Below are 13,358 nucleotides of genomic sequence, written 5' to 3'. Positions count from 1 at the left end.
CCAACGGCTCGGACTGGGCAGAGAGGAAGCCGGACTGGAACATGATGGGGGACAGATTCCAGCCCGGCTTGCACTGAGGTAATCGCCCGCGGCCCCTCGAGGGTTACGCGGTTCCGGATTTTTTTCTGAGAACTTTTTTCGGCTCAGTCGATGAGGTCGCGGACCACGATGGTCTGGTCGCGGTCGGGGCCGACGCCGATGGCCGAGAACCGCGTCCCGGAGAGCTTCTCGAGCGCCAGGACGTAGTCCCGGGCGTTGGCCGGGAGCTCGTCGAGGGTCTTCGCGCCGGAGATGTCCTCGGTCCAGCCGTCGAAGTACTCGAAGATCGGCTGGGCGTGGTGGAACTCGGTCTGCGTCATCGGCATCTCGTCGTGGCGCACGCCGTCGACGTCGTACGCCACGCACACGGGGATGCGCTCGATCCCGGTGAGCACATCGAGCTTGGTGAGGAAGTAGTCGGTGAAGCCGTTGACGCGGGAGGCGTGGCGGGCCAGGACCGAGTCGTACCAGCCGCAGCGGCGCGGGCGGCCGGTGTTCACGCCGAACTCGCCGCCGGTCTTCTGCAGGTACTCGCCCATCTCGTCGAACAGCTCGGTGGGGAACGGGCCGGCGCCGACGCGCGTGGTGTAGGCCTTGACGATCCCGATGGCCCGCGAGATGCGGGTGGGACCGATGCCGGAGCCCACGGAGGCGCCGCCGGCGGTGGGGTTCGAGGAGGTGACGAACGGGTAGGTGCCGTGGTCCACGTCGAGGAACGTGGCCTGGCCGCCCTCCATGAGCACGACCTTGCCGTCGTCGAGCGCCTTGTTCAGCTCGTAGGTCGAATCGATGACGAGGGGGCGCAGCCGGTCCGCGAAGCCGAGGAAGTAGTCCACGGTCTCGTCGATGTCCACGGCGCGGCGGTTGTAGACCTTGACGAGGAGCTCGTTCTTCTGGTGCAGCGAGCCCTCGACCTTCTGCCGCAGGATCGACTCGTCGAAGACGTCCTGGACGCGGATGCCGAGGCGGGCCACCTTGTCCATGTAGGCGGGGCCGATCCCGCGGCCCGTGGTGCCGATCGCGCGCTTGCCGAGGAACCGCTCGGTGACCTTGTCGAGGGTCTGGTGGTACGGCGCGACCAGGTGGGCGTTGGCGGAGACGCGCAGGCGGGACGTGTCCGCGCCGCGGGCCTCGAGGCCGTCGATCTCCTGGAAGAGCGCCTCGAGGTTCACCACGCAGCCGTTGCCGATGACCGGGATCGTGTTGGGGCTCAGGATGCCGGCGGGCAGGAGCTTGAGCTCGTACTTCTCGCCGCCGACCACCACCGTGTGGCCGGCGTTGTTGCCCCCGTTGGGCTTGACCACGTAGTCCACGCGGCCCCCCAGCAGGTCCGTTGCCTTGCCCTTGCCCTCATCGCCCCACTGGGCTCCGACGATCACGATTGCTGGCATGGATTCCTCCCCGGACACCGCCCACGGCCCGGCTGGCCGCTGGCCTACATGCAAAGACCCCGTCTCTCGCGCGTCGTGGCAAGACTTCCGGGGCTCTTGCCACCCAAGTCTACCGAAGGAGGGCAAGAGACACCGAAGATGATGGGAAGCACTCGTATCAGGAGGTCATCAGTGGACGGTCATTCAGGCGGGGCCGGCAATTCGGCCGAGCGGGGCGCCAAGGACGCCGCCCACCATGCGGAGCGGGCCGCGAGCTCGCCCGCCGCGCGCACGGTGGCTCGCGCAGGCTTCGCCTTCGTGGGCCTGCTGCACATCCTCATCGCGTGGCTGGCGCTCCAGGTGGCGCTCGGCGGCGGCAACAACGCCGACCAGTCGAGCGCGGTCGGGCAGATCGCCTCGGCTCCCGGCGGACCGGTGCTGCTGTGGGCCGGCGTCGTCTGCTGCGCCGCCCTCGCCGTCTGGATGGTCATCGACGCGGTCGCGAAGTGGCGGCGCGAGGGCAAGGCGACCAAGGCCCTCGGCCCCGGCGGCACCGCGATCGCATACTTCGGCCTCACGTGGCTGTTCATCAGCTTCGCCCTCGGCAACCAGAAGAACTCGAGCCAGCAGTCCCAGCAGACCACAGCCAATGTGCTCTCGGTCCCCTTCGGCCCCGTGGTGCTCTTCATCGCCGGGCTCGTGGTCCTCGGCATCGGCGTGTACTTCGGCTTCCGCGGCGTGACCCGCGGCTTCCTGGGCAAGGACGCCCAGCCGAACGAGTCGGCGCCGGACTGGGTGAAGGTCGTGGGAAGCATCGGCTACACGGCCAAGGGCGTCGCGGTCGCAGTCCTCGGGATCCTGATCCTCGTCGCCGCCGTGCACCACGACCCGAAGCAGCAGTCCGGCCTCGACGGCGCGCTCAAGTCTCTCGCGTCCCAGCCGTTCGGCGGCTGGATCCTCGGCGTGGTGGCGCTCGGCCTCGCCTGCTACGGGGTCTACAGCGCGGCGCGGGCCAAGTACGGCAACTTCGACCAGTAGCCCGCGCCGCGCGCTGTCCGGGACGGGCCTACTGCGCGAACTGCCTCCGCAGCTCGGCCTTGCGGATCTTGCCGCTCGCGGTGCGGGGCATCTCCTCCACGAACACGACAGACTTGGGGATCTTGTACCGGGCGAGGCGCCCGTCCAAGTGCGCGCGGATGTCCTCCTGGGTGAGCGAGGTTCCCTCGCGCAGCGTCACGACGGCGCGCGGCACCTCGCCCCACTTCTCGTCGGCGACCCCGATGACGGCCACCGAGGCCACCTGGGGCAGTTCCACGATGGCGGCCTCGACCTCGGCGGGGTAGATGTTCTCGCCGCCGGAGATGATCATGTCCTTGAGCCGGTCGGAGACGAACAGGAAGCCCTCCTCGTCGCGGTAGCCCATGTCCCCGGACTTGAACCAGATCCCGTCCGCGTAGGAGTCGCGGGTCGCCTCGGTACGGTTCCAGTACTGCTTGATGACGTTGGGCCCGGCGATCTGGATCTCCCCGACCTCCCCCGGGGCGAGGACCTCGCCGAGTGGGTCCGCGATCCGGATGTCCGTGAAGAACTGCGGGAGCCCGGAGGAGCCGGCCTTCTCCCGGGACCGCCACGCCGGCAGTGTGGTCGCGCCCGGGGCCGTCTCGGTCATGCCGTACCCGTTCGAGAACCCGAGGCCGCGCTCCTCGTAGGCCTCGAGGACGCGCAGGGGGACGGCGGAGCCGCCGCACGTGAGCTTGTCGAGCGAGCTGATGTCCGTGCTCGCCCAGGCGGGGTGCTCGGCGAGGAGCTGGTACGTGGTGGGCACGCCGCTGAGGGCCGTGATGCGGTGCCGCTCGATGAGCTCGAGCGCCCGGCCGGGGTCGAACTTCTGCTCGAGCACCACGGTGGCGCCCTTGAGCAGCATCGGCAGCAGGCCCATGTCGAGCGAGGCGACGTGGAACAGCGGGGAGATCATGAGCGCCACGTCGTTGCGGTTGACGTCCATGTCCGTGATGACGTTGATGCAGTTCCACGTGATGTTCCCGTGGGTGAGCAGGGCGCCCTTGGGCCGCCCGGTGGTCCCCGACGTGTAGAGGATCATGGCCCCGTCGTCGAGGCCCACCGTCTCGTCGATCCAGTCGTCGGGCGCCGCCGCGAGGGCGTCCTCGTAGCGTTCGACGGCGGGGGTGCCGCTTCCAGCGGGAGCGGCACCCCCGGCGTCGTCCGCCCCCGTGACGACGAGGCGGACCTGCACCCCGGTGCCGGCCACGGACCCGGCGGCCAGGCCCTCGAGGGCGGCGCCGTGGACCAGGAGGCGGGCGCCGGAGTCCTGGAGCTGGAACTGCAGCTCGGGGGCGGCCAGCCGGGTGTTGAGCGGGATGAAGATCGCGCCCAGGAGGCCCGCGGCGAAGAACGTCTCGACGAACGCGGGATCGTTCTCGCCGAGGTAGGCCACGCGGTCGCCCCGGGCCACGCCCCGGCGGCGCAGGGCGTTCGCGAGGCGGTCGGCGCGCTCGCACAGCTCGGCGTAGCTGAGCTCGCGCTGGCCCGCCACGAGCGCCACCTTGGTGCCGGACTTGGGGCGGCGGCGGTGGAGCCACGAGCCAACACCGTTGTTGTACATGGGGACCTCCTGGTCGGTGGGGTGGGCGGGGCTAGCGGACGGCCGTGAGGTCGTTGTCCTTGGACTCCCGGGTCAGCAGGATGAACACCGCGGAGACGAGGGACATCGCCGCAAGGAACCCGACGACCGGGACGATGCTCTGGCCCGCGTCCTTGTACAGGGAGGCGACGATGCCGGGGGTGAAGCCGGCCCCGATGAGCGTGGCGAGCTGGTAGCCGAGGGCGGCGCCCGTGTAGCGGGAGGTGGTGCCGAATTGCTCCGAGACGAACGCCGCGAGCGGGCCGTAGAGCGTCGAGTGGAAGACGAGGGCCAGCGTGAAGGCCAGGAACACGAGCCACACGTTGCCCGAGCCGAGCAGGCCGAACATCGGGACCAGGTAGGCGACGAAGAGGACGAGCCCTGCGACCATCACGGGCCTGCGGCCGAACCGGTCGGACAGGCGGCCGCCGAAGAGGACGAACGCGATGGAGATGGCCGAGGCCGCCGCGAACGCGTACAGCACCCCGCCCTGCGGGGCGCCCTTGGAGACCGCGTAGGTGACGGAGAACGTGGGGAGGACGACCTGGAGGCCGAACCCGGCCGCGCCCGCGAGCATGATGAAGACCAGCGCCTTGGGGCGGCGGAGGACGTCGAGGAGCGGGACCCTGCGCTGCGCACCGGGGGACCCCGCGGCGCTCCTCTCCGCGGCGACGGCCTCTGCGAAGATCGGGCTCTCGGCCACCCGCAGCCGCACGAACAGGCCCACGGCGAGGAGCGCGAAGGAGAGCAGGAACGGCACGCGCCAGCCCCAGGCGAGGAACTGCGGGCCGGGAAGCGCGGAGACGATTCCCATCATGACCGTGCCGAGGACCGCGCCCGTGGGGGCGCCGGCATTGACGAACGACGCCGCGAACCCCCGCCGCTTCGGGTCGGCGTGCTCGAGGGCCATGAGCGCTGCGCCGCCCCATTCCCCGCCGACGGCGATGCCCTGCAGGACGCGCAGCAGCACGAGGATGACGGCGCCCCACGGGCCGATGAGGTCCGTGCCGGGGATGAGGCCGATCGCGGCCGAGGCGAGGCCCATGACCGTCATGGACACGATGAGCATGCCCTTGCGGCCCATCCGGTCGCCGAAGTGGCCGAAGATGGCGCCGCCGAGCGGACGCGCGACGTAGCCGGCGGCGAAGGTCGCGTAGGCGGCGACGACGCCGACCCAGGGGTCGGTTCCGGCGAAGAACACCTTCGGGAAGGCGACGGCGGCGGCCGTCGCGTACAGGAGGAAGTCGTAGAACTCGATGGTGCTGCCCAGGTAGCTGGACAGGATGACCGTGCGCGCTTCCTTGCGCTGGGCGGCCGTGCTCATCTGGCGGAGCGTGGGGGTTCCGGACATGGGGTTTCCTCGGGACAGAAGGGTGGGAAGGGCGGAAAGGGTGGGAAGGGTAGGAAGGGCGGGGCTCTGGAAGGCGCGCGGTCTACTTGTAGAACCGCGCGAGGAACTCGGCGACGACGGCCGGGCGCTCCTGGCCTTCGATCTCGATCGTGGCGCTGACCTTGATCTGGGCGCCGCCCTTGACCTCGGTCACCTCGGCGATGGTGCCGGCCATGCGGACCTTCGAGCCGACCTTGACGGGCGCGGTGAAGCGGACCCTGTCGAGGCCGTAGTTGACCTTGGTGGTGACGCCCTCGACGTCGAACAGCTCGCCCCAGAACGGGATGATGAGGGAGAGCGTGAGGAAGCCGTGGGCGATCGGGGCGCCGAACGGGCCGTCCTTGGCGCGCTCGGGGTCGGTGTGGATCCACTGGTGGTCGTCGGTCGCGTCGGCGAAGAGGTTGACGCGGTCCTGGGTGATCTCCATCCAGTCGGTCGCGCCGAGGTCGGCGCCGGCCATGGTGAGGAGCTTGTCGAAGTCAACAATGAGCCTCGGGTCAGAATGGCGGTCGGCGGTGCGTGCAGTCATGGTGGGTTTCCTTACTTGGTGAAGGCGCTCTGGCCGGTGAGGGCCCGGCCGACGATGAGGGCGTTGATCTCGTGGGTGCCCTCGTAGGAGTAGACGGCCTCGGCGTCCGCGTGGAAGCGGGCCACGTCGGCGTCGAGGGTGATGCCGTTGCCGCCCACGACCTCGCGGGCGAGGGCCACCGTCTCGCGCATGAGCAGCGACGTCTGCATCTTGGCGAGGGCGGAGTCCTGGTCGCGGTAGACGCCCTTCTCCTGCTGCTCGGTGAGCCGGACGACGAGCGCGAGGCTCGAAGTGAGGTTCCCGAGCATGCGGGCGAGCTTCTCCTGGACGAGCTGGAAGCCGCCGAGCTGGCGGCCGAACTGCTCGCGCTCCGTCACGTAGCGCAGGGCCGCCTCGAAGGCGCCGGCCTGGATGCCGGTGGCGATCCAGGCGACGTCGGAGCGCATGGCGCGCAGCATCGCGGCGACGTCGCGGAACGAGTTCACGTTGTGGAGCCGGTCCGCCTCGGTGACCCGCACGCCGTCGAGCGTGATGTGGGCGTTCTGCATCATGCGCAGCGCGGTCTTGCGGTGGATCTTCGTCAGGGTGACCCCGGGAGCCCCGCGGGGGACGAGGAACGCCTTGACCTGGCCGTCCGCGACGTCGCGGGCGAACACCGCGAGCACGTCGGCCGTGGAGGCGCCCCCGATCCAGCGCTTGGCGCCGTCGATCACCCAGGCGTCGCCGTCGCGCCGGGCCGTGGTGGCGAGGCCGCCGGCGATGTCGGAGCCGTGCTCGGGCTCCGTGAGGGAGAAGACCCCCTTGAGCGTGAAGTCGATGACCTTGGGCATCCACTCCTTCTTCTGCTCTTCGGAGGCGCCGACGCGGATGGCCGTGCGGAACAGCCCGGCCTGGGCGGTGTAGAACGTGGCGATCGAGGCGTCGGTGCGGGCCAGCTCGAAGATGCGGAAGCCGTGGTAGATCCCTCGGGCGGGGCGCGTCCGGTTCGCCGTGGCCTCCGCCGGCTCCATGAGGTCGAGGCCGATGAGCGGCCGGGCGATCTCGTCGGGGAACTCACCGCGCTCCCAGTACTCCCCCACGAGCGGCTTGGCGGTGGTCTCGAGGAAGTCGCGCAGCCGGCCGAGGACGAGGCGCTCGTCCTCGGTGAGGAGGGCGGCGGCGTCGTACCAGTCGCAGACGGAGTAGAGGTCCATCTCAGCGCCCTCCCTCTGCGGGGCCGAGGCCGAGGAGCTTCACGGCGTTGTCCTTGAGGATCCGGGGCCGGACCTCGTCCTTGAGCGGCAGGCCGGCGAATGCGCCGAGCCACTTCTCCGGGGTGATGAGCGGGAAGTCCGTGCCGAAGAGGACCTTGTCCGCCAGCATCGAGTTGGCGGCCCGCACGAGGGACTCCGGGAAGTACTTCGGGGACCAGCCCGAGAGGTCGATGTAGACGTTGGACTTGTGGGTGGCGATCGAGATCGCCTCCTCCTGCCAGGGCACCGAGGGGTGGGCCATGATCAGGGTCAGGCCGGGAAAGTCGGCGGCGACGTCGTCGAGCAGGAGCGGGTTCGAGTAGCGCAGCTTGATGCCGTGGCCGCCGGGGAGCCCGGCGCCCATGCCGTTCTGGCCGGTGTGGAAGATGGCCGGCAGGCCGAGCTCGGCCAGGGCCTCCCAGAGCGGGTAGAACGCCTCGCTGCTCGGGTCGAAGCCCTGCAGGGACGGGTGGAACTTGAACCCGCGGGCGCCGAGCTCGAGGGCCTGGTGCTTCGCGCGGGCGATCGCCTCCTCCCCCGTGCGCGGGTCGACGGAGCCGAACGGGATGAGGACGTCGCTGTGCTCGGCGGCGCCCGCGATGAGGTCCTCGATCGAGTTGGGCTCGTGGTGGAGCTGGGTGCGGGCGTCGACGGTGAAGACGACGGCGGCCATGTTCAGCCCGCGGTACGTGTCCGCGATCTTCTCCAGGCTCGGGTGCCGGTCCTCGGCCTTGAAGTACTTCGAGGAGGCGTCGTTGAGCACGTCGGGGAGGGAGCAGTGGCCGTGGCCGTCGATCTCGACGTGCACGTGCATGTCGATCGCGTCGAGCTTGTCGACGTCGAGGCCGAGTTCGTAGCGTGCCATCGTCAGCGGGCCTCTGAGGGCTGCAGCTCGGCCGGGAGGGGGAGGAACTCCTCGCCCACGCTCTGCAGGTGGCCGCCGATCAGCTCGGCCCCCTTCTCCTGCAGGGCCTCGTAGGTCCAGCCGCCCTCGCGGTAGTCCGTGGTGGCGGGCTCGGGGTGGGTCCAGACTTGGAGGCGGTCGCCGCCGGCGCCGATGGCCTGGCCGGTGATGCCGGCCGCCTCGTCGGAGGCGAGGTAGGCAATCAGGCCGGCGACGTCGTCGGCCGTGCCGAAGCCGAGGTCGTGGCGGAAGAAGGCGGGCATGGCCTCGCCGCGCTCGTCCGCCTCGACGGCCTTGGCGAAGTACGGGACGGTCTTGGTCATCGCGGTCGCGGCGACGGGGATGACGGCGTTGACCGTGACGCCGGCCTTCTTCATCTCCAGCGCCCAGGTGCGCACCATGCCGACGATCCCGGCCTTCGCCGCGGCGTAGTTGGTCTGGCCGAAGTTGCCGCGCTGGCCCGTGGGCGAACCGATCGTGACGATGCGGCCGGCGATCCCGTGCTCCTTGAAGTAGGCGTACGCCTCGCGGACACAGGTGAACGTGCCCCTGAGGTGGACGTTGATGACGAGGTCGAAGTCCTCGTCGGTCATCTTCAGAAGGCTCTTGTCCCGCAGGATCCCGGCGTTGGTGACGAGGATGTCGAGCCGGCCGAAGGCCTCGACCGCCCCCGCGACCAGCGCCTTGGCGGCCTCCGTCGAGCCGACGGGGACGACGACGGCGGTCGCCGTGCCGCCGGCGGCCTCGATCTGCTCCACGGCGGCCGCCGCGGCGGCCTCGTTGACGTCGTTGACGACGACGGCCGCACCCTGCCGCGCGAGTTCGCGGGCGTACGCCAGGCCGAGGCCCTGCCCGCTGCCGGTGACGATCGCTACCTTGCCTGCCAGGCTCATGCCCATGCTCCCTTTGCGGTCTGTGGGGTGGCCTCGTCCGTGAGACCCTTGTCACAGTCCATGAGATACTGGATCATTGAGAATGTCAACGATTGAATTTCACGAGGTTTGGAGGCCACGGTGAGCATTGGCCACGGTGTGGAGGCTGGCGTCCCGCGGCTCGCGGAGTCGGCGATCGCGGAGGACATCGGGCTCCTGCTCGCGAAGGTCCACGCGGTGGGCTCGGTCCTCAACAACCGGGCGCTGGGCGAGTTCGGCCTGCGCGAGCGCTCCTACTCGGTGCTGCGGCTCGCGTGCAGCGGCCTCGAGCCCACCCAGCGCGAGCTCGCCGACTTCCTGAGCCTGGACCCGAGCCAGATCGTGGCCCTCATCGACGAGCTCGAGCAGCGGGGCCTTGTGGCGCGCGAGCAGGGCCGCACCGACCGGCGGCAGAAGATCGTCCTGGCCACGCCGGCCGGCGAGCGCCTGCACGCGCAGGCGGAGGCAGCGCTCACGGCGTGCGAATCCGAGCAGTTCGCGGCCCTCACCACGGACGAGGTCGGCTCGCTGCGGGCTCTGCTCCAGCGGGCGCTCTGGGGGTAGCCCCGACGCCGGGGCGCTGCACCGCTCAGCCGAGGAGGCGGTCCAGGTACGCGTTGCGGAATACGCCGTCCGGGTCCCGCTGCGCGGCGAGCCCGCGGAAGTCCTCGAACCGGGGGTAGAGCGGCGCGATCGAGGACGCGGGCGCGGCGAACAGCTTGCCCCAGTGCGGGCGGGCGCCGAACGGGGCGACGGCGCCCTCGAGCTCCGGCAGGAACGCCTCCACCTCGCGCTGCAGGGGCCTCCAGGTGAAGTGCAGCGCCACGCTGTCCTGGCGGTAGGAGGGGCTGAGCCAGAACTCGTCCGCCGCGACCGTGCGGACCTCGGAGACGTAGAGGAGCGGTGCCAGCCGCGCAGCGAGCGCCCGCACCGCACTGAGGGCCTCCGCCGCCCGGGCCCGAGGGAGGAGGTATTCCGTCTGCAGCTCGTCGCCGGCGCTCGGGGTGAACTCGTGCCGGAAGTGCGGGAGCCGCTCGAGCCAGGGGCCGGGGACGTCGAGCTGCTGCGTGCAGTTGCCCGCATCCATCTCGGGCAGGGGGTGCCGCGGCCGCTGGGCCGGCGTGGCACCGAAGAAGGACGACGGCGCGGCGCCCCCGCTCCCCTCCTCGCCGGCGCCGACGCGCACCTTGCGCCAGGCCTGGGCCACCGTGTCGCCGGCGTAGTCGGTGAAGAGCGAGACGCTGTAGCCGTCCCCGGCCACCGCGTCGAAGTCCGCGAGCACGGCCTCCCAGGGCAGGCCCTCGAACACCTGCTGCCGCACGAGGTAGCTCGGCTCGATCGCGAGCTCGAGCGCCGTCACGATCCCGAGGGCCCCCAGGCCCACCACGGAGCCGAGGAACTCGTCGCCGGCGCCCGCCTCGAGCCGGCTGAGCTCGCCGGAGGCCCGCACGAGCTCGATCGCCCGCACGGCGGAGGCCAGGGCCGGGCTCGTGATGCCGGATCCGTGGGTGCCGGTCTGGACGGCACCGCCCACCGAGATGTGCGGCAGCGAGGCCATGTTGTGCAGCGCCCAGCCCTCCCGCTCGAGGGCTGCGCCGAGGGCTCCGTACGTGGTGCCGGCCGGCACGCGGACCACCCGGCGCGCCGCGTCCACCTCAATGCCCCCGGGGATCCGGTCGAGGACGATGTGGGCCCCGCCGGTGTCCGCGACGTCGTTGAAGCAGTGGCGCGAGCCGAGCGCCTTGACCCGCTCCCCTCGTTGCGCTGCTGAGGCGACGAACTCCGCGAGCTCCTCCACCGATCCAGGCCGCACGACCGAGGCCGCCGCGTACTCGAGATTTCCTGCCCAGTTCCTCATCGTCTCGCTTCCAGCTCCTGTGCCGTCAGTGGGTGGCCGGGGCGACGCGGAAGCGTTCCGCGAGCTCGTCCATCAGCCGGTCGGCGTGGGGGTCCACGACCTTGCGCGCCGGGTCCTCGTCATGCCACGCCACCATCTCCCGCGCGCCCTGCTCGTAGGGGATGCGCGGGGCGAAGTCCGGCACGAGGCTGCGCAGCTTGGAGGTGTCGAAGACCGCCGAGTGGGCCTTGTCCCCCAGGAGCGAGGCGCCCCACTCCGGGTCCACGGCGGCGATGGCATCGGAGGGCACGTGGACGATCCGGGCTTCCGCCCCCGCCGCACGGGCCAGGACGTGCGCGATCTGGTCCCACGTCAGGACGTCGTCGGACGTGATGGTGAACGCCTCCCCGAGGGTCCTCGAGTGCCCCAGCAGCGGGACGAAGCCGCGGGCGAAGTCCTCGTGGTGGGTCAGGGTCCACAGGGAGGAGCCGTCGCCGTGGACCACGATCTCCTTGCCCTGCCGCATCCGCTCGACCACGGTCCAGCCGCCCTCGAACGGGGGCCGCGTCCTGTCATAGGTGTGCGAGGGCCGGATGACGGTCGCGGGGAAGCCGCGCTCCCGGTAGGCCTCGGTGAGGACGTCCTCGCATGCGATCTTGCTGCGGCTGTACTGCCAGTACGGGTTCCGCAGCGGCGTGGACTCGCGGATGGGCAGCCGCGCCGGCGGGGTCTGGTACGCCGAGGCGGAGCTGATGAAGACGTACTGCCCGGTGCGGCCCTCGAACAGTCCGAGGTCGGTCTGCACGTGGTCGGGGGTGAACGCGACCCAGTCCACGACCGCGTCGAACTCGCGCCCGCCCAGCACGTCCCGCACGGACCGGGGGTCGCGGATGTCCGCCACGAGCTGTTCGGCCTCTGCCGGGACCTCGCGCCGGCCGGTGCCGCGGTTGAGGACCGTCAGCTCGATCCCGCGCTCCACGGCGAGCCGCGCACAGGCCGAGCTGATGGTGCCGCTGCCGCCGATGAAGAGGGCCCTGAGTGCGCTCACGTCGCGGACCTGCCTTTCGCCTGTGCCGCGGTCCGGTAGCGCTCGAGCACGTCCGGGGTGGCGTGGGCGGTGACCGTGGCGGTGCCCGCAGTCTCCCACTGCGGGAGGGCACCGAGGAGGACGCCGGCGGCCTGGCGCGCCGCGCCGTCGGCCACGTACTCCCCCGGCTCGGGGACCACGACGGGCAGCCCGAGGATCCCGGCGGCGGCCTGCTGGACGGCGGCGGAGCGCGCGGCGCCGCCCACGAGGATGATCCGCTCGGCCGCCACCCCTTGCGCAGTGAGCGCGGCGAGGCCGTCGGCGAGGGAGCACACGATCCCCTCGACCGCGGCGCGCGCGAGGTTGGCGCGCGTGTAGTTGCGCAGGGTGATCCCGTGCAGGGAGCCGGTCGCGTCCGGCAGGTTGGGCGTCCGCTCGCCCTCGAAGTACGGCACGAGGGTCAGGCCCTCGGCGCCCGCCGGGGCGGCCAGCGCGAGGTCGGTGAGCTCGGGCAGGGTGGCGCCCAGGAGGGCTGCGGTGGCGTCGAGGATGCGGGAGGCGTTGAGGGTGCAGGCGAGCGGGAGGTAATGGCCGCTCGCATCGGCGAAGCCGGCGACGAGACCGGAGGCGTCCGACGTCGGCCGGTCGGCCACCGCGAAGACGGTGCCGGAGGTGCCGATCGAGACGACGACGTCGCCCACCCCGGCGCCGACTCCGAGGGCCGCCCCGGCGTTGTCCCCCGCGCCCGGCCCGATCAGGGCGCCCGCGGGGGTGCGGCCGCCCGCCTCCAGCGGCCCCAGCACCCGCGGCAGGGCGGGGACATGCCCGAGGGCCTGCTCGAGGACGCCCGGCAGGTAGTCCCCGGTGGCCGGGGACCAGTAGCCGGTGCCGGAGGCATCGGAGCGGTCGGTCGTGAGCGCCTCCAACCCGCCCGTGCCCGGCCCGTGCCCCGCAAGGCGCCAGCTGAGCCAGTCGTGCGGCAGGCACACCGCCGCGGTCCGGGCGGCGTTCTCGGGCTCGTTCTCGGCGAGCCAGCGCAGCTTGGCCGCAGTGATCGAGGCGACCGGCACCGTCCCGGTCGCCTCGGCCCACCAGCGGGCGCCGGCGTCGGCGTCAGCCGCATCCGACGCGGCGCCCGCCTCCTTGATCAGCTGCTCGGCCGCCGCGGCGGAGCGGGTGTCGTTCCACAGCAGGGCCGGGCGGACCAGGGCGCCGTCCGCGTCGAGGCAGACCATGCCGTGCTGCTGCCCGGCCACCGAGACCGCGGCGACGTCGTCGAGGCCGCCGGCGTCGCGGATCGCGGCCTGCAGGGCGTCCCACCACGCGTCCGGGTGGACCTCGGTGCCGGCGGGGTGGGGCGCCGAGCCGGAGCGCACGAGCGTCCCGGTTGCGGCGTCGCGGATGACGACCTTGCAGGACTGGGTGGAGCTGTCGGCTCCGGCGACGAGCCGGCCGCCGGATGCGTTCTGGGCCATGGA

At 71.6% G+C, this 13,358-nt stretch carries 12 protein-coding genes; 2 read left to right on the top strand and 10 right to left on the bottom strand.

What is annotated here, in order from left to right; genetic code table 11:
- Positions 1-143: 143 nt before the first annotated feature.
- A complete protein-coding gene (locus SA2016_RS02375) occupies positions 144-1,430 on the bottom strand; it encodes an adenylosuccinate synthase (protein WP_066494870.1) in 1,287 nt (428 codons plus the stop codon).
- A 171-nt stretch (positions 1,431-1,601) separates the two neighbouring features.
- Here SA2016_RS02375 and SA2016_RS02370 point away from each other — a divergent pair, with 171 nt between their 5' ends.
- Positions 1,602-2,447: a DUF1206 domain-containing protein gene (locus tag SA2016_RS02370; protein ID WP_229710920.1), complete on the top strand. Its 846-nt coding sequence runs from the start codon at positions 1,602-1,604 to the stop codon at positions 2,445-2,447.
- Positions 2,448-2,475: 28 nt separating this feature from the next.
- Here SA2016_RS02370 and menE read toward each other — a convergent pair whose 3' ends face one another.
- From menE to SA2016_RS02340, 6 genes are all read right to left on the bottom strand, one after another.
- Positions 2,476-4,032, bottom strand: a complete 1,557-nt coding sequence (gene menE, locus SA2016_RS02365; protein WP_066494867.1) for an o-succinylbenzoate--CoA ligase — start codon at positions 4,030-4,032, stop codon at positions 2,476-2,478.
- A gap of 31 nt (positions 4,033-4,063) precedes the next feature.
- Positions 4,064-5,401, bottom strand: coding sequence for an MFS transporter (locus SA2016_RS02360; protein ID WP_066494864.1), 1,338 nt, complete (start codon positions 5,399-5,401; stop codon positions 4,064-4,066).
- 82 nt (positions 5,402-5,483) lie between these two features.
- A complete protein-coding gene (locus tag SA2016_RS02355) occupies positions 5,484-5,969 on the bottom strand; it encodes a MaoC family dehydratase (protein ID WP_066494862.1) in 486 nt (161 codons plus the stop codon).
- 11 nt (positions 5,970-5,980) lie between these two features.
- Entirely contained in the window at positions 5,981-7,162 is a 1,182-nt protein-coding gene (locus SA2016_RS02350; protein ID WP_066494859.1) for an acyl-CoA dehydrogenase family protein, read from the bottom strand.
- Position 7,163: 1 nt separating this feature from the next.
- Positions 7,164-8,066, bottom strand: a complete 903-nt coding sequence (locus SA2016_RS02345) for an amidohydrolase family protein (RefSeq protein WP_066494854.1) — start codon at positions 8,064-8,066, stop codon at positions 7,164-7,166.
- 2 nt (positions 8,067-8,068) lie between these two features.
- Positions 8,069-8,998, bottom strand: a complete 930-nt coding sequence (locus SA2016_RS02340) for an SDR family NAD(P)-dependent oxidoreductase (protein WP_066501870.1) — start codon at positions 8,996-8,998, stop codon at positions 8,069-8,071.
- Between the two features lie 120 nt (positions 8,999-9,118).
- Here SA2016_RS02340 and SA2016_RS02335 point away from each other — a divergent pair, with 120 nt between their 5' ends.
- On the top strand, positions 9,119-9,580 hold the full coding sequence (locus tag SA2016_RS02335) for a MarR family winged helix-turn-helix transcriptional regulator (RefSeq protein WP_371326646.1): 462 nt from the start codon (positions 9,119-9,121) through the stop codon (positions 9,578-9,580).
- A 25-nt stretch (positions 9,581-9,605) separates the two neighbouring features.
- On the opposite strand, the gene SA2016_RS02330 is transcribed toward SA2016_RS02335, so the two are convergent.
- The 3 genes from SA2016_RS02330 to SA2016_RS02320 are packed head-to-tail and all read right to left on the bottom strand — an operon-like array spanning position 9,606 to position 13,355.
- Complete coding sequence (locus SA2016_RS02330) at positions 9,606-10,874, bottom strand: FAD-binding protein (RefSeq protein WP_066494848.1); 1,269 nt, start codon at positions 10,872-10,874, stop codon at positions 9,606-9,608.
- A gap of 25 nt (positions 10,875-10,899) precedes the next feature.
- Positions 10,900-11,901, bottom strand: a complete 1,002-nt coding sequence (locus SA2016_RS02325; protein WP_066494846.1) for an SDR family oxidoreductase — start codon at positions 11,899-11,901, stop codon at positions 10,900-10,902.
- Positions 11,898-13,355 (bottom strand): xylulokinase, encoded by a 1,458-nt coding sequence (locus SA2016_RS02320; RefSeq protein ID WP_066494844.1) that lies wholly within the window; start codon positions 13,353-13,355, stop codon positions 11,898-11,900. The genes SA2016_RS02325 and SA2016_RS02320 overlap by 4 nt, the downstream gene beginning before the upstream one ends.
- Positions 13,356-13,358 lie beyond the last annotated feature (3 nt).

The organism is Sinomonas atrocyanea (assembly GCF_001577305.1).
In the GTDB taxonomy this organism is placed as follows: Bacteria; Actinomycetota; Actinomycetes; order Actinomycetales; family Micrococcaceae; genus Sinomonas; species Sinomonas atrocyanea.
Note: the sequence above shows the minus strand (reverse complement) of the source record. Positions and strands in the feature narration are given on the sequence as shown.